Origin of the sequence: Escherichia sp. KTE172 (genome assembly GCF_000408845.1) — a bacterium.
GTDB lineage: Bacteria > Pseudomonadota > Gammaproteobacteria > Enterobacterales > Enterobacteriaceae > Escherichia > Escherichia coli.
Genome location: NZ_KE137316.1, coordinates 2996861 through 3020811, shown reverse-complemented (window position 1 = coordinate 3020811; position 23951 = coordinate 2996861). Strand labels below are relative to the sequence as shown.

Genomic DNA, 23951 nt, shown 5'->3' with positions numbered 1-23951 from the left:
GATGAGGAGATAACATAATCTCCCGCCCACAAGCAGTAACTATAAAAATAACCCCACTCTCTACAAGGCTCGGGGCGCCCGAAAAAACGGGCATACAGGTTGACCGACAACGATATAAATCGGAATCAAAAACTATGTGTGGAATTGTTGGCGCGATCGCGCAACGTGATGTAGCAGAAATCCTTCTTGAAGGTTTACGTCGTCTTGAATACCGCGGATATGACTCTGCCGGTCTGGCCGTTGTTGATGCAGAAGGTCATATGACCCGCCTGCGTCGCCTCGGTAAAGTCCAGATGCTGGCTCAGGCAGCGGAAGAACATCCTCTGCATGGCGGCACCGGTATTGCTCATACTCGCTGGGCGACCCACGGTGAACCTTCAGAAGCTAACGCGCATCCGCATGTTTCTGAACACATTGTGGTGGTGCATAACGGCATCATCGAAAACCATGAACCGCTGCGTGAAGAGTTAAAAGCGCGTGGCTATACCTTCGTTTCTGAAACCGACACCGAAGTGATTGCCCATCTGGTGAACTGGGAGCTGAAACAAGGCGGTACTCTGCGTGAGGCTGTTCTGCGTGCTATCCCGCAACTGCGTGGTGCGTACGGTACAGTGATCATGGACTCCCGTCACCCGGATACCCTGCTGGCGGCACGTTCTGGTAGCCCGCTGGTGATTGGCCTGGGCATGGGCGAAAACTTTATCGCTTCTGACCAGCTGGCGCTGTTGCCAGTGACTCGTCGCTTTATCTTCCTTGAAGAGGGCGATATTGCGGAAATCACTCGCCGTTCGGTAAACATCTTCGATAAAACTGGCGCGGAAGTAAAACGTCAGGATATCGAATCCAATCTGCAATATGACGCGGGTGATAAAGGTATTTACCGCCACTACATGCAGAAAGAGATCTACGAACAACCGAACGCGATCAAAAACACCCTTACCGGGCGCATCAGCCACGGTCAGGTTGATTTAAGCGAGCTGGGACCGAACGCCGACGAACTGCTGTCGAAGGTTGAGCATATTCAGATCCTCGCCTGTGGTACTTCTTATAACTCCGGTATGGTTTCCCGCTACTGGTTTGAATCGCTGGCAGGTATTCCGTGCGACGTCGAAATCGCCTCTGAATTCCGCTATCGCAAATCTGCCGTGCGCCGTAACAGCCTGATGATCACCTTGTCACAGTCTGGCGAAACCGCGGATACCCTGGCGGGCCTGCGTCTGTCGAAAGAGCTGGGTTACCTTGGTTCGCTGGCAATCTGTAACGTTCCGGGTTCTTCTCTGGTGCGCGAATCCGATCTGGCGCTGATGACCAATGCCGGTACGGAAATTGGCGTGGCGTCCACTAAAGCATTCACCACTCAGTTAACTGTGCTGTTGATGCTGGTGGCGAAGCTGTCTCGCCTGAAAGGTCTGGATGCCTCCATTGAACATGACATCGTGCATGGTCTGCAGGCGCTGCCGAGCCGTATTGAGCAGATGCTGTCTCAGGACAAACGCATTGAAGCACTGGCAGAAGATTTCTCTGACAAACATCACGCGCTGTTCCTGGGCCGTGGCGATCAGTACCCAATCGCGCTGGAAGGCGCATTGAAGCTGAAAGAGATCTCTTACATTCACGCTGAAGCCTACGCTGCAGGCGAACTGAAACACGGTCCGCTGGCGCTGATTGATGCCGATATGCCGGTTATCGTCGTTGCACCGAACAACGAATTGCTGGAAAAACTGAAATCCAACATTGAAGAAGTTCGCGCGCGTGGCGGTCAGTTGTATGTCTTCGCCGATCAGGATGCGGGTTTTGTAAGTAGCGATAACATGCACATCATCGAGATGCCGCATGTGGAAGAGGTTATTGCACCGATCTTCTACACCGTTCCGCTGCAACTGCTGGCTTACCACGTTGCGCTGATCAAAGGCACCGACGTTGACCAGCCGCGTAACCTGGCGAAATCGGTTACGGTTGAGTAATATCTCTCGTTGATAGAAAAGGGCTGCCGACCGGCGGCCCTTTTTTATAAGTGATATCAATAATTCCATTATTCATATGCCCATTGATATAAATATATTCTGAATTATTGCTAATGTCTGATAATAAACTTGATTTCTTGCTGTTTTAATAATATTTAAATAATAAATTTATATTTAAGATTGAGTAATTAATATTATTTTTAGATAAAGTTGTCTCTTTGGTGTACTATTCCTTTGGATCAAAAATACACTTATTAATATAAGTGATGATTCATGGTAAAGGATATATTATATCAATGGAGTTTTTATGAAGCGTAATATTATAGGCGGTGCATTCACTCTGGCATCTTTAATGCTGGCCGGACATGCACTGGCAGAAGATGGTGTTGTTCACTTCGTCGGTGAAATTGTCGACACTACTTGTGAAGTTACCTCCGATACAGCCGATCAAACCGTACCACTGGGTAAAGTCAGTAAAAATGCTTTTTCAGGTGTAGGTAGTCTGGCGTCACCACAGCAGTTCAGTATTAAACTTGAAAAGTGCCCGGCAACCTACACTCAGGCAGCCGTTCGTTTTGATGGTACAGAAGCGCCTGGCGGCGACGGCGACCTGAAAGTGGGTACGCCGCTTACAGCGGGCAACCCTGGCGATTTTACCGGTACAGGACAAGCGATTGCGGCAACGGGTGTCGGTATTCGTATTTTTAACCAGTCAGATAACTCGCAGGTTAAACTTTATAACGATTCTGCCTATACCGCTATCGACGCTGAAGGCAAGGCTGAAATGAAGTTTATTGCACGCTATGTGGCAACCAATGCAACTGTAACGGCGGGTACGGCGAACGCCGATTCACAATTTACTGTCGAATATAAGAAATAATTTATCAAGGGCCTTTTTATTCAGTTGGCTTTGGCCAGGGAGTCGTTATGTCCAGAAAAAGTTGTTTAATCAGGCTCTTTAAAACAACCGTTTCATGTAAGTTATTTACCGCGATTATACTCAGTGTTTTTTTAGTCCAACCAGCATTAACCTATGCAGGCGTTGTCATTGGTGGTACACGGGTAGTTTACTTAAGTAATAACCCAGATAAATCTATTTCTGTATTTAGCAAGGAAGAAAAAATTCCTTATCTCATCCAGGCATGGGTAGATCCGTTTAATAAAGAGGATAAAAGCAAAGCACCGTTTACCGTTATTCCTCCGGTATCACGATTAGAACCCGCGCAAGAAAAAGTATTACGCATTATTCATACCAAAGGTGTGTCATTGCCTGATGATCGCGAGTCAGTCTTCTGGCTGAATATTAAAAATATTCCGCCCTCTGCGAGCAACAAAGCGGCGAACTCACTGGAAATCGCAGTTAAAACGCGTATCAAGCTGTTCTGGCGACCGGCAAGCATTCGCCTGATTCCCGAAGATGCTGCACCGAAGGTGAAGTGGCACCGGGAAGGGCGAAACCTGATTGTAGAGAATCCCAACCCGATTCATATCAGTGTGATGGATGTCATCGTTGATGGTCATGATGTGCCCCTCAACATGATCCGTCCTTTTGAAACGCTCACGTTACCTTTACCTGCTAATTCTGCGGGAGGCCAAATGATCTGGCGATTTATTAATGATTACGGCGCAGTCAGTGACCCGATAAAAATGACGCTGTAAGCAAGGGAAAAGGATAGGCGTATTATGATGACGACCAGAATAAAGGTTGGCCTCACGGCAGGGACGTGTCTGATTTTCTCGCAAAGCCTGATGGCCGAGGTCAGTGTATTCAATCCGGCGCTTCTGGAAATCGACCATCAATCCGGAGTCGATATTCGCCAGTTTAATCGGGCAAACCTGATGCCCCCAGGTGTTTATAGCGTTGATATTTTTATCAACGGTAAAATGTTTGAACGTCAGGATGTGACCTTTGTTCAGGATAATCCCGATGCTGATTTACACGCCTGCTTTGTCGCTATTAAAAAAACGCTAACCACCTTTGGCGTAAAAGTTGATGCGCTGAAATCGCTCAATGATGTAGATGAAACAGTCTGTATTGATCCTGGGCCACGCATTGAAGGCTCATCATGGCAGTTCGACAGCGATAAACTGCAACTGAATATCTCCATTCCCCAAATCTATATGGATGCGATGGCTTATGATTACATCAGCCCCTCGCGTTGGGATGAGGGGATTAACGCGCTCACCATCAACTACGATTTTTCTGGTTCACATACTCTACGTTCGGATTATGGTTCACAAGAGACAGATACCAGTTATCTCAATCTGCGCAATGGACTGAATATTGGGCCGTGGCGATTACGCAATTACAGCACCTTAAATACGACCGATGGCAGTGCAGAATACAACTCTATAAGCACCTGGATACAACGTGATATAGCTGCGTTAAGAAGCCAGATTATGATAGGTGATACGTGGACGGCGAGCGATATCTTCGACAGTACGCAAATTCGTGGCGCACGCTTGTATACCGATAACGATATGTTGCCTGCCAGCCAAAACGGATTTGCCCCCGTAGTGCGTGGGATTGCAAAGTCTAACGCCACTGTCATTATTCGCCAGAATGGCTACGTGATTTATCAGTCAGCCGTTCCACAAGGTGCTTTTGAAATTACCGATCTCAACACCGCCAGTACAGGTGGTGATCTGGACGTAACCATCAAAGAAGAAGACGGTAGCGAACAACGATTTACTCAACCTTATGCGTCGTTAGCCATCCTCAAACGTGAAGGTCAAACTGATGTTGATGTCAGTGTGGGAGAATTACGCGATGAAGATGGCTTTACCCCTGACGTTATTCAGGCTCAGATCCTTCATGGTTTTCCCTACGGTTTCACCTTATATGGAGGTATGCAGGCTGCTGAAAAGTATGGTTCTGCCGCTTTGGGTGTCGGTAAAGATCTTGGCGCATTGGGCGCAATTTCTTTCGATGTGACACATGCTCGCGCGAAATTTAGCCATGATGATACGGAAACCGGTCAGTCTTATCGCTTCCTGTACTCGAAACGCTTTGACGATACGGATACCAGCTTGCGCCTGGTTGGCTATCGTTACTCCACCGAAGGTTATTATACCCTCAATGAATGGGCGTCCCGGCGTAATAATCCTGAAGATTTCTGGGAAACCGGTAACCGCCGCAGCCGTGTGGAAGGAACGTTAACGCAATCACTGGGCAGAGATTATGGCAACTTATATCTGACATTAAGTCGCCAGCAGTACTGGCATACCGATGATGTTGAACGATTAATGCAATTTGGCTACAGCAGTAGCTGGAAGCGTCTCTCGTGGAACGTCTCCTGGAGTTATTCCAATACTGCCCGGCAGGGGACGGGGAACAACAATGCCAGTGATAACACCAGTGAGCAGATCTACATGCTCTCTTTATCTGTTCCTTTATCGGGCTGGTGGGGGAATAGTTACGCCACCTATTCTGTATCGCAAAACGATAATTCCGGTAGCTCACATCAACTTGGACTCAGCGGTACGGCGCTGGAAAGAAATAACCTTTCCTGGAATTTAATGCAGTCCTATAACAGCCATGATGATGAGGTTGGCGGTAATATGTCCCTGACCTATGATGGCACTTATGGCACGGTGAACGGCAGCTATAACTACAGCCAAAATTCTCAGAGGCTGAATTATGGTATCAGAGGGGGAATTCTGGCTCACAGCGAAGGCGTAACGTTAAGCCAGGAGTTGGGTGAAACCATAGCTCTTGTTAAAGCACCAGGGGCTGCCGGGTTAGAAATAGACAATATGCGTGGTGCTGCGACGGACTGGCGTGGTTATACGGTCAAGACACAGCTAAACCCTTATGATGAAAACCGGGTAGCAATCAGCGATAACTATTTCTCGAAGTCGAATATAGAACTTGATAATACCGTCGTTACGATGGTTCCCACCCGTGGCGCGGTGGTTAAAGCAGAATTTGTTACCCACGTGGGCTATCGCGTACTCTTCAAAGTGGTGAATGCAAAAGGTAAGCCAGCACCTTTTGGCGCTATTGCTGCCGTACAAAATACAAGCTCTGCTGATTCAGGGATTGTCGGTGACCTGGGGGAGCTTTATCTCTCCGGCCTTCCTGAAAAGGGGCAAGTGATGCTCTCCTGGGGGGAAAATGCCGCCACTACATGCACCTTCGATTATTCACTTTCAATACCAGAAAGTGAAAGCGGCTTAATTGAACAAGGTGTGACATGTCATTAAAAGGATTTTTATGAACAAGTATATTATACAGTGGTGCTTGACTGTTTTTATCTTCTCCTTTAGTGGTGCAACATTTGCGGCCCCAAAAGGTATCTGCACCTCAGATAATGGGGCCTTTCATAGCACACTTGATTTTTCCGGCTATCTGATTACGGCAGACGAGAACAGAGTGGGAGAGACCTTTAATAAAACCGTGACAAATGGGGACTCTTATCCTGCTCACTGCCATTGTGATACAGGGAAAGTGGGGGAGTTTCCTTATATTTACTATACAGCGAGAATAAACGAGGCCTTAAGTTATGCGGGTGTTCGTTCTAATGTAAACTACTTTAATTTGAATCCTAATCTGGATGTTGGAATATCGATAGACCTTCTCGGTGTAGGATACATTAATGCACCTTTTGAATACCATGCTAACAGGCCTACTGGAGGTTCGGTAATGACTCCAACTTATTGATAGTGTTTTATGTTCAGATAATGCCCGATGACTTTGTCATGCAGCTCCACCGATTTTGAAAACGACAGCGACTTCCGTCCCAGCCGTGCCAGGTGCTGCCTCAGATTCAGGTTATGCCGCTCAATTCGCTGCGTATATCGCTTGCTGATTACGTGCAGCTTTCCCTTCAGGCGGGATTCATACAGCGGCCAGCCATCCGTCATCCATATCACCACGTCAAAGGGTGACAGCAGGCTCATAAGACGCCCCAGCGTCGCCATAGTGCGTTCACCGAATACGTGCGCAACAACCGTCTTCCGGAGACTGTCATACGCGTAAAACAGCCAGCGCTGGCGCGATTTAGCCCCGACATAGCCCCACTGTTCGTCCATTTCCGCGCAGACGATGACGTCACTGCCCGGCTGTATGCGCGAGGTTACCGACTGCGGCCTGAGTTTTTTAAGTGACGTAAAATCGTGTTGAGGCCAACGCCCATAATGCGGGCAGTTGCCCGGCATCCAACGCCATTCATGGCCATATCAATGATTTTCTGGTGCGTACCGGGTTGAGAAGCGGTGTAAGTGAACTGCAGTTGCCATGTTTTACGGCAGTGAGAGCAGAGATAGCGCTGATGTCCGGCGGTGCTTTTGTCGTTACGCACCACCCCGTCAGTAGCTGAACAGGAGGGACAGCTGATAGAAACAGAAGCCACTGGAGCACCTCAAAAACACCATCATACACTAAATCAGTAAGTTGGCAGCATCACCTGGAGGTTCATATAAATGTAGTCGCACGGACCCATTAAGTATTTCCAGTGGTGCAAAAGCAATAATTTATTTTTATATTAAGAAGACTTTTGCTGGAAAGTTAATTGTCCCTGAAACTCTCGTGGCAAAATTGTACGGAACTATAAGCCGTGACACTCCGGTTGATTACTCACAACCTATGGCCGATGTTTATATTCGTGGCGATATCACTGCACCGCAAAGCTGTGAAATTAACAGTTTAAGACCCATTAATTTTGATTTTAAAGAAATTCCTGCAGCAGATTTTTCTTCGGTAGCTGGAAGTACCGTGACAACGCATAAAATTACCAAAACCGTCACCATTGAGTGTGAAAATTTAGGAATACTAAATACTGATGATATCAGTACCTCTTTTTATGCTACCGAACCCAGTACTGACAACTCAATGGTCGTGACATCAAACCCGAACGTTGGGATAAAAATTTATGATAAAAATAATAAGGAAATCAACGTTAACGGTGGTGAACTACCGACAGATATGGGTAAATCAAACGTCTTTGGTGAAAAAGCCGGTAGCGTCACTTTTTCTGCTGCTCCTGCAAGCCTCACGGGGGCTCGCCCCGCGCCAGGAACATTTACCGCGACTGCAACGATAACAATTGAGATTGTACGCTAAACGAACTGACCGCGGTGTTCCTCACACCGTTGTCATCTTACGCATTTTTGTCCGCGAGTTTTCACTTTGCATGACAAAAAGATGACACTACTTTTCTTTTTCTTAGTCAATAAAATCAAAAAGTTAATTAATAATTCTGATTTGTCATAAAACTGTCATAAACCTTACATATAACTGTCACCTGTTTGTCCTATTTTGCTTCTCGTAGCCAACAAACAATGCTTTATGAATCCTCCCAGGAGACATTATGAAAGTTATGCGTACCACCGTCGCAACTGTTGTCGCCGCGACCTTATCGATGAGTGCTTTCTCTGTGTTTGCAGAAGCAAGCCTGACAGGCGCAGGTGCAACCTTCCCTGCGCCGGTGTATGCCAAATGGGCTGACACTTACCAGAAAGAAACCGGTAATAAAGTTAACTACCAGGGTATCGGTTCTTCCGGTGGCGTAAAACAGATTATCGCTAATACCGTTGATTTTGGTGCCTCTGACGCGCCGCTGTCTGACGAAAAACTGGCTCAGGAAGGTTTGTTCCAGTTCCCGACCGTGATTGGCGGCGTGGTACTGGCGGTTAACATTCCAGGGTTGAAGTCTGGCGAGCTGGTGCTGGATGGTAAAACCCTTGGTGACATCTACCTCGGCAAAATCAAGAAGTGGGATGATGAAGCCATCACCAAACTGAATCCAGGCTTAAAACTGCCGTCACAGAACATTGCTGTAGTACGCCGCGCAGATGGCTCCGGGACGTCCTTCGTCTTCACCAGCTACCTGGCGAAAGTGAACGAAGAGTGGAAAAACAACGTTGGTACGGGATCTACCGTAAAATGGCCGATTGGTCTGGGCGGTAAAGGTAACGACGGTATCGCCGCGTTCGTTCAGCGTCTGCCAGGTGCAATTGGTTACGTTGAATATGCTTACGCTAAGCAGAACAACCTGGCGTATACCAAATTGATCTCCGCTGATGGTAAACCTGTTTTGCCGACCGAAGAAAACTTCGCTAATGCAGCAAAAGGCGCAGACTGGAGCAAAACCTTCGCTCAGGATCTGACCAACCAGAAAGGCGAAGATGCGTGGCCTATTACCTCTACCACGTTCATTCTGATCCACAAAGATCAGAAGAAACCAGAACAAGGCACAGAAGTGCTGAAGTTCTTCGACTGGGCATACAAAACCGGGGCTAAACAGGCGAACGACCTGGATTACGCCAGCCTGCCGGATAGCGTAGTGGAACAGGTTCGCGCTGCGTGGAAGACCAATATTAAAGACAGTAGCGGCAAGCCGCTGTACTAATAAAACTCAGGCCGGGTACGGTATTTTTTACGCCGCATCCGGCATTACAAAATGACTTTGTAAACGCGTTTAACTGAAGAGTAACTTATGGCTGCAACCAAGCCTGCTTTTAACCCACCGGGTAAAAAGGGCGACATAATTTTCAGCGTGCTGGTAAAACTGGCGGCGCTGATTGTGCTATTGATGTTGGGTGGCATTATTGTCTCTCTGATCATCTCCTCCTGGCCGAGCATTCAGAAATTTGGTCTGGCTTTCCTGTGGACCAAAGAGTGGGATGCGCCGAACGATATCTACGGGGCGCTGGTGCCGATCTACGGTACGCTGGTGACCTCGTTTATCGCGCTGCTGATCGCCGTTCCAGTGAGTTTCGGTATCGCCCTGTTCCTGACCGAGCTTGCTCCTGGCTGGCTGAAGCGCCCGCTGGGTATCGCCATTGAGCTGCTGGCAGCCATTCCAAGTATCGTTTACGGCATGTGGGGCCTGTTTATCTTTGCGCCGCTGTTCGCCGTTTACTTCCAGGAGCCGGTCGGCAATATCATGTCGAATATCCCGATTGTCGGCGCGCTGTTCTCCGGCCCGGCCTTTGGTATCGGTATCCTCGCGGCAGGCGTGATCCTCGCCATCATGATTATTCCGTACATTGCGGCGGTAATGCGCGATGTATTCGAACAAACCCCGGTGATGATGAAAGAGTCGGCCTACGGTATCGGCTGCACCACCTGGGAAGTTATCTGGCGTATCGTTCTTCCGTTCACCAAAAATGGTGTTATCGGCGGCATTATGCTGGGTCTGGGGCGTGCGCTCGGTGAAACCATGGCGGTGACCTTTATCATCGGTAACACCTACCAGCTCGACAGCGCCTCGCTGTACATGCCGGGCAACAGTATCACCTCTGCGCTGGCGAACGAATTTGCCGAAGCGGAATCCGGTCTGCACGTTGCCGCACTGATGGAACTGGGCCTGATCCTGTTTGTGATTACCTTCATCGTCCTCGCCGCATCGAAGTTTATGATTATGCGCCTGGCTAAGAATGAGGGGGCACGCTAATGGCTATGGTTGAAATGCAAACCACTGCGGCGCTGGCGGAATCCCGCCGTAAAATGCAGGCGCGTCGCCGCCTTAAGAACCGTATTGCGCTGACGCTCTCGATGGCGACGATGGCCTTCGGCCTGTTCTGGCTGATCTGGATTTTAATGTCCACCATCACCCGCGGTATCGATGGTATGTCGCTGGCGCTGTTCACTGAAATGACGCCGCCGCCCAATACGGAAGGTGGTGGTCTGGCGAACGCCCTGGCGGGTAGCGGGCTGTTAATTTTGTGGGCCACGGTATTCGGTACGCCGTTGGGCATTATGGCGGGGATTTATCTGGCTGAATATGGTCGTAAATCCTGGCTGGCAGAAGTGATTCGCTTCATTAACGACATTCTGCTCTCCGCACCGTCGATTGTGGTTGGTCTGTTTGTTTACACCATTGTGGTGGCGCAGATGGAGCACTTCTCCGGCTGGGCGGGCGTGATTGCGCTGGCGCTGTTGCAGGTGCCGATTGTTATCCGCACCACCGAGAACATGCTGAAACTGGTGCCGGACAGCCTGCGTGAAGCGGCTTATGCGCTGGGTACACCGAAGTGGAAGATGATCTCCGCGATCACGCTGAAAGCGTCGGTGTCCGGGATTATGACCGGTATCCTGCTGGCGATTGCCCGTATTGCTGGTGAAACCGCGCCGCTGCTGTTTACCGCGCTTTCCAACCAGTTCTGGAGCACGGACATGATGCAGCCGATCGCCAACCTGCCGGTGACGATCTTTAAGTTTGCGATGAGTCCGTTTGCGGAATGGCAGCAACTGGCCTGGGCCGGGGTGTTGATCATTACCCTGTGCGTACTGCTGCTGAACATTCTGGCGCGCGTTGTTTTTGCGAAGAATAAACACGGTTAACACTTCGCCGGATGCGGCGTGAACGCCTGATCCGGCCTACGGTAAGCCTGATTAGCGAAGTGCATCAGGCACGATGAGGAAAAGATTGCAATGAGTATGGTTGAAACTGCCCCGAGTAAAATTCAGGTTCGTAATTTGAACTTCTACTACGGCAAATTCCATGCCCTGAAAAACATCAACCTGGATATCGCTAAAAACCAGGTAACGGCGTTTATCGGGCCGTCCGGCTGCGGTAAATCGACGCTGCTGCGTACCTTCAATAAAATGTTTGAACTGTACCCGGAACAGCGTGCGGAAGGTGAAATTCTGCTCGATGGCGACAACATCCTGACCAACTCTCAGGATATCGCCCTGCTGCGTGCGAAAGTGGGCATGGTGTTCCAGAAACCGACGCCGTTCCCGATGTCCATCTACGACAACATCGCCTTTGGTGTGCGTCTGTTTGAGAAGCTCTCCCGTGCCGACATGGACGAGCGCGTGCAGTGGGCATTGACCAAAGCCGCATTGTGGAACGAAACCAAAGATAAATTGCATCAGAGCGGTTACTCTCTCTCTGGTGGTCAGCAACAGCGTCTGTGCATTGCGCGTGGTATCGCCATTCGCCCGGAAGTGCTGCTGCTCGACGAACCGTGTTCGGCGCTCGACCCTATCTCTACCGGGCGTATTGAAGAGCTGATCACCGAACTGAAGCAGGATTACACCGTAGTGATCGTCACCCACAACATGCAGCAGGCTGCGCGTTGTTCCGACCACACGGCGTTTATGTACCTGGGCGAATTGATTGAGTTCAGCAACACGGACGATCTGTTCACCAAGCCAGCGAAGAAACAAACAGAAGACTACATCACCGGTCGTTACGGTTGATTCAGGAGTGCGTTATGGACAGTCTCAATCTTAATAAACATATTTCCGGCCAGTTCAACGCCGAACTGGAAAGCATCCGCACGCAGGTGATGACCATGGGCGGCATGGTGGAGCAGCAGCTTTCTGATGCAATCACCGCGATGCATAACCAGGACAGCGATCTGGCGAAGCGCGTCATCGAAGGCGACAAGAACGTCAACATGATGGAAGTGGCGATCGATGAAGCCTGCGTGCGCATTATCGCCAAACGTCAGCCGACGGCGAGCGACCTGCGTCTGGTTATGGTGATCAGTAAAACCATTGCCGAGCTGGAGCGTATTGGCGACGTGGCGGACAAAATCTGCCGTACTGCGCTGGAGAAATTCTCCCAGCAGCATCAGCCGTTGCTGGTAAGTCTGGAGTCGCTGGGCCGTCATACCATCCAGATGCTGCACGACGTGCTGGACGCGTTCGCGCGGATGGACATTGACGAAGCGGTACGTATTTATCGTGAAGATAAAAAAGTCGATCAGGAGTACGAAGGTATTGTTCGTCAACTGATGACCTACATGATGGAAGATTCGCGCACCATTCCGAGCGTACTTACCGCGCTATTCTGTGCGCGTTCAATCGAACGTATCGGCGACCGCTGCCAGAATATTTGTGAGTTTATCTTCTACTACGTGAAGGGGCAGGATTTCCGTCATGTAGGCGGTGATGAGCTGGATAAACTGCTGGCCGGAAAAGACCCGAAAGAGTAACGCTAACTGTAGGTCAGATAAGGCTTTTACGCCGAATCTGGCAATCAGCCCGGTCATACATAGTTACCGGGCTGATACACTTTCTCCCTGCACTCAAACTCACCTCGAAACTCTCCCCAGTGCAATGCAAATATATTATTTCATTTGAATTATTTTACTTTTAATGTAGTGCCCCGTTATAAATTTTTTTTGTTATTCCTTTCATTTATATCGTTACCCGCACAGAAAATGGAAAAGAAAACAAAAAACCAGGGTAAAAGCCCTATATCGGAACATAAAAAATGAGCGATTTTTTACAGTATTCATAGGTGGTTTAGTCATAATCGTAGCAAACCAACACCCAAGTATGCTTTCTTAAGACAAATCGGCAATGTGTTGTGCTCGGGCGAATAAATATTGTGTTCAGGAGAAATGATTATGGCTATATCATCATATAGTACAGTTACAGATAAATTTGCTACTCTGACTAAAATGCAAGATGAAAATCTGAATGAAAAAAATAGAACGCAAAAATATTCTGGAAAAATTGGTTTGTCTGTTGATGATGTGGGTAAGTATTCAGTAACTCATAAAGATATAACAAACATTTTAGCTGGTGATAGTCAATCTTTCCTTAAACGAAGTCTTTGGGAATTTATACTCGATCTTTTTCCCATGTATCATATTAAGGAGGCTAAACAAGCCATTATAGATTTCGTGTCGGAAACTGGTGATAAAGCTGATATATTTAATAAAATTAAATCTCTCGCCGATCAAGATCAACAATGGCGCTTTAATGCGACGACAGAATTTATTGTAGATGAAAATAAAGATATTATTGTTAGTAGAGTATTTAAAATAAATATTAATGCGCAAGATCATCATATTGATGCTGAAAAAAAGACAATGCATTCTTTATTTTCAGAAAAAATCAGTTTTGATATTTATAAGCATGATATTCATTTTGATGAGAAAGCTTTTCAATCAGGGATGTTGAAAATACAGTTCCCAAATGATAATGAAAAGCTTAGCGTATATTTAAAAAATAAAATCCCCTTTGAAAATATCACAATTGATTTATCTGCACTGGAAAAAGAAGCCCTGGCATCTTTAAAATATTGTAACTTTAAAAATGTGACATTCACTGGTAATATATCTTACGAAAATCTTAATGGTTCAGTATTTGAAAATTGTTTTTTTGAGGGCTGTAAATTTGAGAATGTGTCACTTATAAGCTCCAGGTGTCGAGTAAAACTAAATAATGAAATACCTATTTACGGCGTGTTTAAAGAGTGTTTTCTGTATCGATGTGAAATAAAAAATTTTAACATAGATACATCAAAAATATACTCTGTAAATCAAGATCCCAATGTGGGTAAGCCAGTTGGTGCATATCTGTTTATGCAATCATTTGTATATGAATGTACTCTTCTGAATGGAGTGTGTAAAAATGCAAGTATTATTGCAAGCAGTTTGTTATGTTGTAAAATAGCAAAGCTTAATGGTGCTGAAATGGATTTCATAGGGACTTCGTTTTATCACAAATATAGATGTGAATTAAAATATGATAATCATTTTTATATGTGTGATTTTAGCTCCTCTGATATGACATGCAAACGAAATGGAATTCGCAAAGATTTACTGGATTTTGATCCCAGAGAATATTTCAAAAAGGATGGAGGTAAACTTAATCTGGATAAACACATTTCAAACCTTATCTACGTTAATCTTTTCCCTAATATGAGTGGCGGTCGTTATATAAATGATAAATACGTTGCTGATGATATAGATAAATATTTAAAACTTAGTAATTGCAATTTACTTAAAACCTGTTTGGGCGAGTCAATCAATGGAATTAAATTGGATGATTGTGCTATTGATCCTTCAACCACTTGGTTAAGTGGTAATCTTGCTGCGAATAGCCAGATTAGAATTCCTGTTTATATGGACATGAAAGGAGCTATAGCTGAAAATGGCATTTCAGATTTCATGGAAAATTTAATGGAAGTTAATTCATGGGTAGAAGAATTCAATAATTATGGCAAGGATGCGATAAGTCATTACGAAAAGGAACTATTATATTTACAATCTTTGTTGGTCAAGCTGGGTAGCTTCAATCTTGATGATGAAGGCAAAAAATATCAACTTAATGGTGAAGCTATCCAGTATATTATATTAAATGTTTTGTACAATATAGAAAAAGATATAGCCAATGAAATAGATATTGATAAAGTGAATTTCATGCATAACCTCTATACTGGATTCTTTTGGCAAAGACATTACGATGAACGTAACTATTTAAAAATAAATCGTTCTGCTATTTCAAACAGCGCAAGATTTCACTTCCACTTTAATTTTAATGATTTGCGGGATATTTACAAAGACTATAATAATAATCATGAAGATGATAATTTTGATAAAATGCAAAAGATTTTTTTAGCATTGAATGAATTTAAGGAAAGAACGGAAATAAATTACAGGGATTATAGGAAAGTATCAAAATATGTAGATGATAAAGTCGATTTATTCTCTAGCATTGAGCAATATTTACGGTGGGTAATTGAGAAAAATAATGACTATAATAAGGAAAATTATGGCGATATAAAAGACAAATATGCCAAACTTATTGTCGAAAGAAATGATTTAGTCGATACTAAGGATCAATTGATTAAAGAGGGTTTTTACTTAAATAATAAAGACAATAAAGATAAAAAAGATGCGGAAAGAATTAATGAGATTAAGGGGATAATAAAGGTGATAGATGGAAAAATACCAAATATAAGTAAAGAGATTCTACATCTTAAGGATGAAACAGAGAGATTGGAGAAAGAGTATCAACAAGAAAATACACTTAATGATGTAGTTCAAAATATCAGGAGTTGGCTAAAAGAAAATGAAAATATGGTGAAAGCTATTAAGAAAATTGATACTGAATAACATGGCGAATAAATAAACGGATCAAGTCGTTCCTGTGACAATGAGGTTATACGAAAAGACGCTTACTCATCAGAAATTTGGTATACTTTAATTAAACCAGTGTCGCTGATGTGTAAGCGTTGACGTTGGGAGGCGATTAAATGGTTATACCACTCCTACGCCTTTTCCAGACGGCGTATAAGAGTGCAACATGTTGAGTTTTCCGAGCGAATGGTGCATTTTACTAACCGAGCCATTTGAAACAACCAACGCAATAAAAAAGACTGGAATAATAAGCCTGTATTTATTATTCATCGCAATCGCACTCTACGGTTTTATCCTGCAGAAATGAGACTACTTCCAGCGGTTGTGGATTATCCCTGGGCGATAGTCATAGTCTGGTGTCAGGATTCACAAATGACCTGTTACCTGACATGGATATAAACACAACATAGAGTGCGGTAGTTAATCTGAATCATCTATTTTTCGGCTACACAGCACAAAACAACATTATTGATTCTTTATAAGAGAGAATCTCTCCATTATTTTTATATAAATCATTATTAAGAAAATCCAGAAGCTCTTGCCTTACACTATAAATATTGACTTTTTGGTCAACCAACGACAGTAATATATCCTTGATACCTTTTAATTTCATATTTCTATCAGATATTGTATTAAAAGTGAAGATGATATTACGTTTATTACAACTGGAGAACCAATATTTTAGAGTATTATTCGTCCACTTTGTTGGTGTCTTAATTAGTTGCGCTGTTGTTGTTTTTACATTGTTAAATGTAGAACCGCTAAAATTTGTCCCGACGCACGAAATGAAATTCATCTCTGAATTGTCAAAATTGCAATTCTTTATCTCACACATATCAAGGTTAACATCATGAAATGTCGAATATTTCATGTTTGCATGTGAAAATAAACATGCAATAAACGTTATATATTGCAACCTGGCATTACAAAAAGATTTATTTTTAAAATCAAAACAACAGGTTTTTTTTATTTTGAAATTGTTATTATATCTGCAATGTAAAGAAATCATGTTTTTTATTAACTGATAACACCATTGTGATGATTCTGGTAATTCATAGGGATGTAAATGGATGTTTTCATCGAATATAACCTGTGCGTTATGGTTGTTTATTGAAGATATATGGAAGCTATCATTTGTTAAAGCTATGGTTGTGCTAAAATTATGGTGGTGATCAGCGCTCATGAAATCAAATGTAACAATGTCGTTGTTTCCTTTCTTTTCTTTGTGATATGCGTTTAAAAAAGAAATATTTTCGATCTGTTCATCAGTTAATGTAAATGGCATTTCGTCATCAAAGAAAGCGTAATCGGCATTTGGGAGAGGAATACTCTCAATTGAGCATAGTTTTAATAAAAAAACATGAAAACAATGAAACATGTTTTTATACATAAGAGAACTTAATCGCTGTTGTATCTTCTGTAGTTGTCCTTTGGGAAATAAATGCTGTAAATTTGAAAATGAGCCATCTAAAATATATTTATATGTAAAAAGGTCCTCTCTCTGACCAGTTATCAAAAAATCGTCAGGTGATTTAGAAAAACGATTGAGATGACATAAATATTCCATTTGCTCCGTGTCTATATACTTATGGGGAACTACGTAGTTTGGTGGTGTGCCAATAAGATTATCCATAAATCACCTTGATAAAAGTTAATGAAATCTATTTATTTTAACCTCGACAATAAAAGCGGCTATAAAAAAACGCTCATTTTCTGATGCTGCGGTTAACCCGTGGAATGTACCGTTAACCCCCTAAAAATTGCAAATCCAGGGTGAACACCCTGGGTTAAAATGGAAATAATGAGCTATTTTTTACAGTATTCACCGGTAATATAAGTAACACTTGTTGCTAACCTAACTAGCAGTACAGTTAATTAACAACATAGAAGTTATTGTTTTTCAAACAAAACAACTCAATATTGCACGCCGGAGGGTTTATGGTTGCTAAATTAAAACCAGATGTTCTTTTTAATACTAATCCTTTTTTAGAAGCAATGAATAAGGAGAGACTTAATCATAAAGGATATTGTGATAAAATTGCTGTAAGTATTAATAATAAGAAATATAATGTAAACTCTAAGGATATTGAAAATATTCTTGATGGCAAAGGGGATTTATTTAAAAAACGTACGCTGTGGGAGTTTGTCCGCGATCTTTTTCCCGGCTCTCATATTAAAGAAGTCAAAGGCTTAATTTACGAATTTGTCACGAAAGTTGATAACAAAGCCGAGGTGTTCGATAAGATTAAATCTCTGGCAAAAAAAGAACAACAATGGCGATTTAGTACTAAGACAGACTTTACCACAAATGAAAATAATGAAGTTATTGTGAGTAGATCCTTTAATCTCTACACGGGGGCTACTTCGAATGATAACGAAAAAAAACAGGTTTCTTCAGAGAGATTAACGCTTGATAATTATATTGATGATTTACATTTTGATAATTCTCCCTTGAAGAGATTTATGCTTGATGATTATGCTGTAAAACTTACGACACTGATTAAAAATAAAATTCCTATTATTAATACAACAATCAATTTATCATCGTTGTCTAAGGATGTTTTAAATTCATTAAAATATTGTAGTTTTAAAAATGTAGTTTTTTCAGGAGTGATAAACAGCCCTAACCTTGAAGGTCCGGTTTTTGAAAATTGTTATTTCGATGATTGTAAATTCAACAACATACAGCTTTATGAGACTAATGATGATACTGTGGGGTCAGGAAATAAAAAACCAATAAAAGGTATGTTTAAAGGTTGTTTTATTTCTAAATGCAAAATTGAAAATTATAGATGTGAGACGTCTAAAATCTACACCGTTACACAACCTGATAGTATTCAAGAAAAATTAGGTTCTTATCTCTTTATGCAGTCTTTCGTTCAGGATTGTATAATCCAGGGAGGATGTTGTCCTGGCTCGAGTATACTTCTGAGTCATTTTTATAACTGTAATATAATAGGGCTTGATGCTCATGGAATGGATTTTTTGGCAAATTCGTTCAACAAGTCTAATTATGATGAAATCAGGGGTCCGGATACGGGGACTGTGTTTTATAATTGTAATTTGAAGCATATTAAAATAAACGATGGTCTTCGTGAAGATGGTTCAGATAGATCTATGTTTAACCCCAAAGAGTATTTTTCTGATTACATTGAAAGAAGATCGAGAAATCTTAAGTTAGATGATAATTTTTCGAAATGCGTAGAGAGTATAAAGAAAGGGACCGATTCTTCATTTAGCAAGAAAAATACAGAGAACAATAATGTCTTCTTTAAAAATAGTAATTTGATTGGGGCAAATTTAGGCTATTATTACAGTGGAGATAGGTGCAAAGACTGTGCTATTGATCCAAATACAAATTATTCAAAAGATGGTCTTACAGCGCAAAAATACATGTATATGGATCTGGACGGAGCTATAAGTAAAGAACAAATACCTGATTTCTTAAAAAAGGTAAGTGCTATCAATATCGATGTAATAAATTTTTATAATTCCGAGTCAAAGACTAAGGAAAAATATAAAAACGCATTTTTAGAGTTAGAGTCGTTTTTATCAACACTTTATGTTGAAAATAAATCGTACGAGGGAAAATATCATTTTGATAATAGTAGGATTGAGTTTTTTATTTTTAAAGATATGCAGGAAAATGCACAAAATATCATTAACAATATGATAGAAAATGATCGAATTAAGTTTGTTGAATCTATAATAAATAAAATGATTCCGCCGCCAGATGGAACAATACTTACTGAAAATCCAAAAGAATATGTCCAAAAGCAAATAAAGGAGTCTCATAAAGAATCTGCTACAAATGTAACATTTGATTATAAGGAACTTGCACCCATTTTTGAAGGTGTTCAAAAAAAACAAATTGAAGCGCTATCAAACCAACTGGAACATATAAAATCTTTTAAGACAGATTACGATTCAAGGCTCAATAAGTTTGCTCGCGATTTTCAATATTTATCCAGTGCATTTTCAATTAACAGGCAGGATTTATTAAAAAACTATCAGGAAATAAGAGCTTCCATTACAGATTACGATGACTTATTGCGAGAAATTAAAGAGTTGACCATAAGTCGGGATAAATCAGTAGATGATAAAAGGACTTTATTTGATAAAAAAAGGGACAACTGGAATAGTCAAGAAGTACAGGATGAAGTAAAGGCATTAAATGAGGATATTTCTGACTCTGACAATAAGATACGTTCTAAGCTTAATATTGTTCAAAATCATAGACGCGAGAATCAATATAAGGCTAATAAAAATATCAGTAACGCGATGCTTAATATTCTGGATTGGTTCGAACGGTATCCCGATATTGTGAAAAATATAAACCAGGCTTAACCATACAGAGGGGGAGCGACTGGACGATTAACGACATAAATTATTTATAGGGAATAGACGCTTACTCATCAGACACCTGGTATTTTTTATCTCAAACCAGCGTGACTGATGTGTAAGCGTTGAAGTAAGGAGGCGATTATCGCGTTATCTTCCAGCCGCGTGCCTTCCAGAGTGCAGGCAGCTGCGCCAGCTCGGTAAAGGTGGTGACTTTCGGGTGAACGATCGGTTTATTGTGCGGGTCAGCGCAGAAGTAAAACACTTCCATTCCGGCATCTATCCCTGATTGCGCGCCGGCGCTGGAGTCATCGACCAGAATGCAGTTTTCAACGTTCACATTCATCGCTTTTGCCGCATGGAACATTAATGCCGGATCGGGCTTCCAACGCTGAATGTCGTAACCGCTGAACAGTTTTTCCGGGAAGTAGTGCAGCATGTTGAGTTTGCCGAGCGAATGCTGCATTTTTTTCACCGGGCCATTAGAGACAACGCACATCGGCACGTTAATGCTCGCCAGCAATTCGTTCGCTCCTGCGATGACCTCAAGTTCGGTATCAAACAGACGAGCTACTTCTGCGCGGTAAACGTGCTCGGCATCGGCCTGGATCATCGTCACGCCCTGTTCTTTACTGATGATGTCGATGATTTCGTAGAGTTTTACGCCTTTAAAACGGGTAAAAATCTCTTCCAGCTCAACGTGAATGCCAAATTCCCTGAACATCGTGACATAGGCGCGAGAGCAAATGACCTCGCTATCGACCAGCGTACCGTCGCAGTCGAAAAATACCGCTTCTATCTGGGACATGTCTTTCCTTTATCGTTAGTTTAACGTTTTCGTCATGCCAAATCGCATGACGCAATCGTTGCCGTATAAGCAAATACAATGAAAAAAAGTTATCTTCAGCCGTCCATATTGTCTCATTTTGGTATACGATAGCGACGGATTTTCCCTCCTTGTTCGGAAATAGATAATGAGTCAACAACACACAACCCAGGCTTCTGGCCAGGGGATGCTGGAACGCGTGTTTAAACTGCGCGAACATGGCACGACGGCACGGACCGAAGTGATCGCCGGTTTTACCACCTTCCTGACGATGGTTTACATCGTTTTTGTTAACCCGCAAATTCTTGGCGTTGCTGGCATGGATACCAGCGCCGTCTTCGTTACTACCTGTCTGATTGCTGCATTCGGCAGTATTATGATGGGGCTGTTTGCTAATCTGCCAGTTGCGCTGGCACCGGCAATGGGCCTGAATGCGTTCTTCGCTTTTGTCGTTGTACAGGCGATGGGCTTGCCGTGGCAAGTCGGGATGGGCGCAATCTTCTGGGGTGCGATTGGTCTGCTGTTACTGACGATATTCCGCGTTCGCTACTGGATGATAGCCAACATTCCGGTAAGTCTACGTGTGGGCATCACCAGTGGTATCGGTCTGTTTATTGGCATGATGGGGCTGAAAAACGCAGGTGTGATTGTCGCTAACCCGGAAACGCTGGTGAGCATCGGTAATCTGACTTCTCACAGCGTGCTGCTGGGGATCCTCGGCTTCTTCATCATCGCCATTCTGGCCTCGCGCAACATTCACGCGGCGGTGCTGGTTTCCATCGTGGTGACGACGCTGCTGGGCTGGATGTTGGGTGATGTCCACTACAATGGCATCGTTTCTGCGCCGCCGAGCGTAATGACAGTCGTGGGTCATGTAGATTTAGCCGGGTCGTTTAACCTCGGGCTGGCAGGTGTGATTTTCTCTTTCATGCTGGTCAACCTGTTTGACTCCTCCGGTACGCTGATTGGCGTGACCGATAAAGCAGGTCTGGCGGATGAGAAAGGTAAATTCCCGCGCATGAAGCAGGCGCTGTATGTCGACAGTATCTCTTCGGTGACCGGTTCGTTTATCGGGACTTCTTCTGTTACGGCGTATATTGAGTCCTCTTCCGGCGTTTCCGTTGGCGGTCGTACCGGTCTGACGGCAGTGGTTGTCGGTCTGCTGTTCCTGCTGGTTATCTTCCTGTCGCCGCTGGCGGGAATGGTGCCGGGATATGCCGCAGCTGGCGCGCTGATTTACGTTGGCGTGTTGATGACCTCAAGTCTTGCTCGCGTGAACTGGCAGGATCTTACTGAATCTGTTCCGGCGTTTATTACCGCTGTGATGATGCCGTTCAGCTTCTCGATTACCGAAGGTATTGCGCTGGGCTTTATCTCCTACTGCGTGATGAAAATCGGTACCGGACGTCTGCGTGATCTAAGCCCGTGCGTAATCATCGTTGCGCTGCTGTTTATCCTGAAGATTGTGTTTATCGACGCTCACTAAAATCGATAGCGCGTTAAAAACCCGCCATGCATGATTGCTGGCGGGTTTTTTATTTAGATCTTAACTCGCTGAATAAACTCACCAAATGCGGTTAATTGCCCGGTCAGGTGGTCCAGCGTACCCTGATCAATCACTTCTCCGGTTTGCGGATCAACTTTGTTCTGAATCACGCCGCCCATAAATTCCGGCTTGTTCATCACCATTGCATCGAGGAAAACCAGAATCTGGCGCAGGTGATACTGACAGCGCGCGCCGCCAATCACGCCCATTGAGCTGGTCTGAATCAACACCGGTTTACCGGCCAGAGGTTGATCCGGCAGGCGGGAAAGCCAGTCGATGGCATTTTTCAGCCCACCCGGTACCGAGTAGTTATATTCCGGCGTGACGATCACCACACCGTCAGCCTGACGGATCTGTTCCGCCAGAGCTTCAACCGTTGCTGGAAAACCTTCTTCCTGCTGTACGTCAGCGTCATACAAGGGAATGTCGGCAATGGAAGGTAACGCATTGACTTCCATGCTCGCCGGAGCAATTTTCGGCAGGGTACGTGCAACCATGCCATTAAATGAGCCTTTGCGCAGGCTCCCCAGTAACGTAACCACCTGCAATTTTTCAGACATGATGACTCCTGTGGTTGTCTATCAATTTGGCGAAAAAGCCTTCACGGTAGAGAGCTGGGCAAAACGCATCATCCGGCTGGTAGGATTGTTGGCGCGGCTGTGAATATCGGGCAGGCTTTTCCAGCCGTGTTTGCCATCTAACTCCCAGACACTGAGCTTTTCAATCGTGGGCGTGACCGCCACGGACCACACCAGCACGTCCTCCGCGTCGCATAACGCTTCTACATGATTTACATGAGCACATTTCAGGCGTCCGGCAATGGGCAGCAGCTGCAGATCGCGCGGATCGTCATTCAAAACATCACCGGTTAGTTTTAGCACGCTTCGGCGCAGCGTGATGAGCTGCGCCCGCGCTTCGTTTGGATCATTTTGTTTACTGATCCATAGCGATTCATTGCTGGAAAAGGTGTGGTTATCGGGCGCGTGTGGGCTATGAAACCCGCGCGTCGCACGCTGTAGTTCCATATCGAGGCCACATTCACCTTCGGTTGTTAACGCCACGCCAACCATATTCCCGGCATAGGAAATAGAAAACGAAGGCAAATTTTTATCGCTGAAAACCGGTTTACCTTTCGGCAGGGTGACGATTTCCGGCAATTCGCCAATGCCATACAGCATGAACATCAGTTCTGCGAGTAAACCTCTGGACGCCAGAAAACGGCTTTGACGATGAGGGGGAATGTTTCGGGCTTCTTGATGACAATGGGAGGGGAGACGAACAGAAATCAGATGTCCTTCCGTTAAAATCCCTCGGGCAAAGTGAGTCGCCATTTTTCGCTCCATGCTTAATGGTCCATTATGAATACAAGAGTAATCATTTACTGGAATGATGGACAGACTAAAGCGGCTAAAAGTTCGATTCAGACAAGCTTATTACAACT

Annotated in this window: 17 protein-coding genes and 2 pseudogenes; 14 read left to right on the top strand and 5 right to left on the bottom strand. The window is 44.2% G+C overall.

Annotation, left to right across the window (positions count from 1 at the left end; translation table 11 throughout):
* Positions 1-134: 134 nt before the first annotated feature.
* The 5 genes and pseudogenes from glmS to G434_RS09600 form a co-directional block, all read left to right on the top strand.
* Positions 135-1964, top strand: coding sequence for a glutamine--fructose-6-phosphate transaminase (isomerizing) (gene glmS, locus G434_RS09580; protein WP_000334086.1), 1830 nt, complete (start codon positions 135-137; stop codon positions 1962-1964).
* Between the two features lie 307 nt (positions 1965-2271).
* Positions 2272-2844 carry a long polar fimbria major subunit LpfA-O113 gene (lpfA-O113, locus tag G434_RS09585; protein ID WP_000827811.1) on the top strand — a complete coding sequence of 191 codons (573 nt, stop codon included), beginning with the start codon at positions 2272-2274 and terminating at the stop codon, positions 2842-2844.
* Between the two features lie 47 nt (positions 2845-2891).
* Positions 2892-3623, top strand: a complete 732-nt coding sequence (gene lpfB-O113 / locus G434_RS09590) for a long polar fimbrial chaperone LpfB-O113 (protein WP_000088124.1) — start codon at positions 2892-2894, stop codon at positions 3621-3623.
* 24 nt (positions 3624-3647) lie between these two features.
* Positions 3648-6170: a long polar fimbrial usher protein LpfC-O113 gene (lpfC-O113, locus tag G434_RS09595; RefSeq protein ID WP_000989197.1), complete on the top strand. Its 2523-nt coding sequence runs from the start codon at positions 3648-3650 to the stop codon at positions 6168-6170.
* A gap of 10 nt (positions 6171-6180) precedes the next feature.
* Positions 6181-6606, top strand: a pseudogene (locus tag G434_RS09600) (fimbrial protein); the annotation flags it as partial.
* A 14-nt stretch (positions 6607-6620) separates the two neighbouring features.
* On the opposite strand, the gene G434_RS0125640 reads toward G434_RS09600, so the two are convergent.
* Positions 6621-7318, bottom strand: a protein-coding gene (locus G434_RS0125640) for an IS1-like element IS1A family transposase (RefSeq protein WP_223230354.1) whose coding sequence is annotated in 2 segments (ribosomal slippage) — positions 6621-7069 and positions 7069-7318 — 699 coding nt in all. Because the reading frame shifts where the segments join, the coding sequence is not laid out codon by codon here.
* Positions 7319-7383: 65 nt separating this feature from the next.
* Here G434_RS0125640 and G434_RS0125635 point away from each other — a divergent pair.
* The 7 genes and pseudogenes from G434_RS0125635 to G434_RS09630 form a co-directional block, all read left to right on the top strand.
* Positions 7384-8028 (top strand): annotated as a pseudogene (locus G434_RS0125635) (fimbrial protein); the annotation flags it as partial.
* Positions 8029-8275: 247 nt separating this feature from the next.
* Positions 8276-9316 carry a phosphate ABC transporter substrate-binding protein PstS gene (pstS, locus tag G434_RS09605; RefSeq protein WP_000867161.1) on the top strand — a complete coding sequence of 347 codons (1041 nt, stop codon included), beginning with the start codon at positions 8276-8278 and terminating at the stop codon, positions 9314-9316.
* An 87-nt stretch (positions 9317-9403) separates the two neighbouring features.
* Positions 9404-10363: a phosphate ABC transporter permease PstC gene (gene pstC, locus G434_RS09610; RefSeq protein ID WP_000741620.1), complete on the top strand. Its 960-nt coding sequence runs from the start codon at positions 9404-9406 to the stop codon at positions 10361-10363.
* A complete protein-coding gene (pstA, locus tag G434_RS09615; protein ID WP_001251991.1) occupies positions 10363-11253 on the top strand; it encodes a phosphate ABC transporter permease PstA in 891 nt (296 codons plus the stop codon). Before pstC ends, pstA begins: the two co-directional genes overlap by 1 nt.
* Before the next feature lie 90 nt (positions 11254-11343).
* Complete coding sequence (gene pstB, locus G434_RS09620; RefSeq protein ID WP_000063125.1) at positions 11344-12117, top strand: phosphate ABC transporter ATP-binding protein PstB; 774 nt, start codon at positions 11344-11346, stop codon at positions 12115-12117.
* Between the two features lie 14 nt (positions 12118-12131).
* The gene (gene phoU, locus G434_RS09625) at positions 12132-12857 is read left to right on the top strand and encodes a phosphate signaling complex protein PhoU (protein WP_000377785.1); all 726 of its coding nucleotides are present in this window, start codon (positions 12132-12134) and stop codon (positions 12855-12857) included.
* Positions 12858-13274: 417 nt separating this feature from the next.
* The gene (locus G434_RS09630; RefSeq protein WP_001018455.1) at positions 13275-15773 is read left to right on the top strand and encodes a hypothetical protein; all 2499 of its coding nucleotides are present in this window, start codon (positions 13275-13277) and stop codon (positions 15771-15773) included.
* Positions 15774-16242: 469 nt separating this feature from the next.
* Here G434_RS09630 and G434_RS09635 read toward each other — a convergent pair whose 3' ends face one another.
* Complete coding sequence (locus tag G434_RS09635) at positions 16243-17430, bottom strand: pentapeptide repeat-containing protein (protein ID WP_000369322.1); 1188 nt, start codon at positions 17428-17430, stop codon at positions 16243-16245.
* Between the two features lie 305 nt (positions 17431-17735).
* On the opposite strand from G434_RS09635, the gene espY4 reads away from it, so the two are divergent.
* Positions 17736-20144 carry a T3SS effector EspY4 gene (gene espY4 / locus G434_RS09640; protein WP_000225962.1) on the top strand — a complete coding sequence of 803 codons (2409 nt, stop codon included), beginning with the start codon at positions 17736-17738 and terminating at the stop codon, positions 20142-20144.
* Between the two features lie 136 nt (positions 20145-20280).
* Here espY4 and yieH read toward each other — a convergent pair whose 3' ends face one another.
* A complete protein-coding gene (gene yieH, locus G434_RS09645) occupies positions 20281-20946 on the bottom strand; it encodes a 6-phosphogluconate phosphatase (protein ID WP_000078065.1) in 666 nt (221 codons plus the stop codon).
* 166 nt (positions 20947-21112) lie between these two features.
* Between yieH and adeP the strand changes: the two genes are divergently transcribed.
* A complete protein-coding gene (gene adeP / locus G434_RS09650; RefSeq protein ID WP_000082693.1) occupies positions 21113-22450 on the top strand; it encodes an adenine permease AdeP in 1338 nt (445 codons plus the stop codon).
* Between the two features lie 53 nt (positions 22451-22503).
* Here the strand turns inward: adeP and yieF are convergent, their stop codons facing one another.
* Together yieF and G434_RS09660 are read right to left on the bottom strand one after the other, a co-directional pair.
* Positions 22504-23070 (bottom strand): class I chromate reductase YieF, encoded by a 567-nt coding sequence (gene yieF / locus G434_RS09655; RefSeq protein WP_001291268.1) that lies wholly within the window; start codon positions 23068-23070, stop codon positions 22504-22506.
* Positions 23071-23091: 21 nt separating this feature from the next.
* Complete coding sequence (locus G434_RS09660; RefSeq protein ID WP_001309862.1) at positions 23092-23841, bottom strand: 4'-phosphopantetheinyl transferase family protein; 750 nt, start codon at positions 23839-23841, stop codon at positions 23092-23094.
* Positions 23842-23951 lie beyond the last annotated feature (110 nt).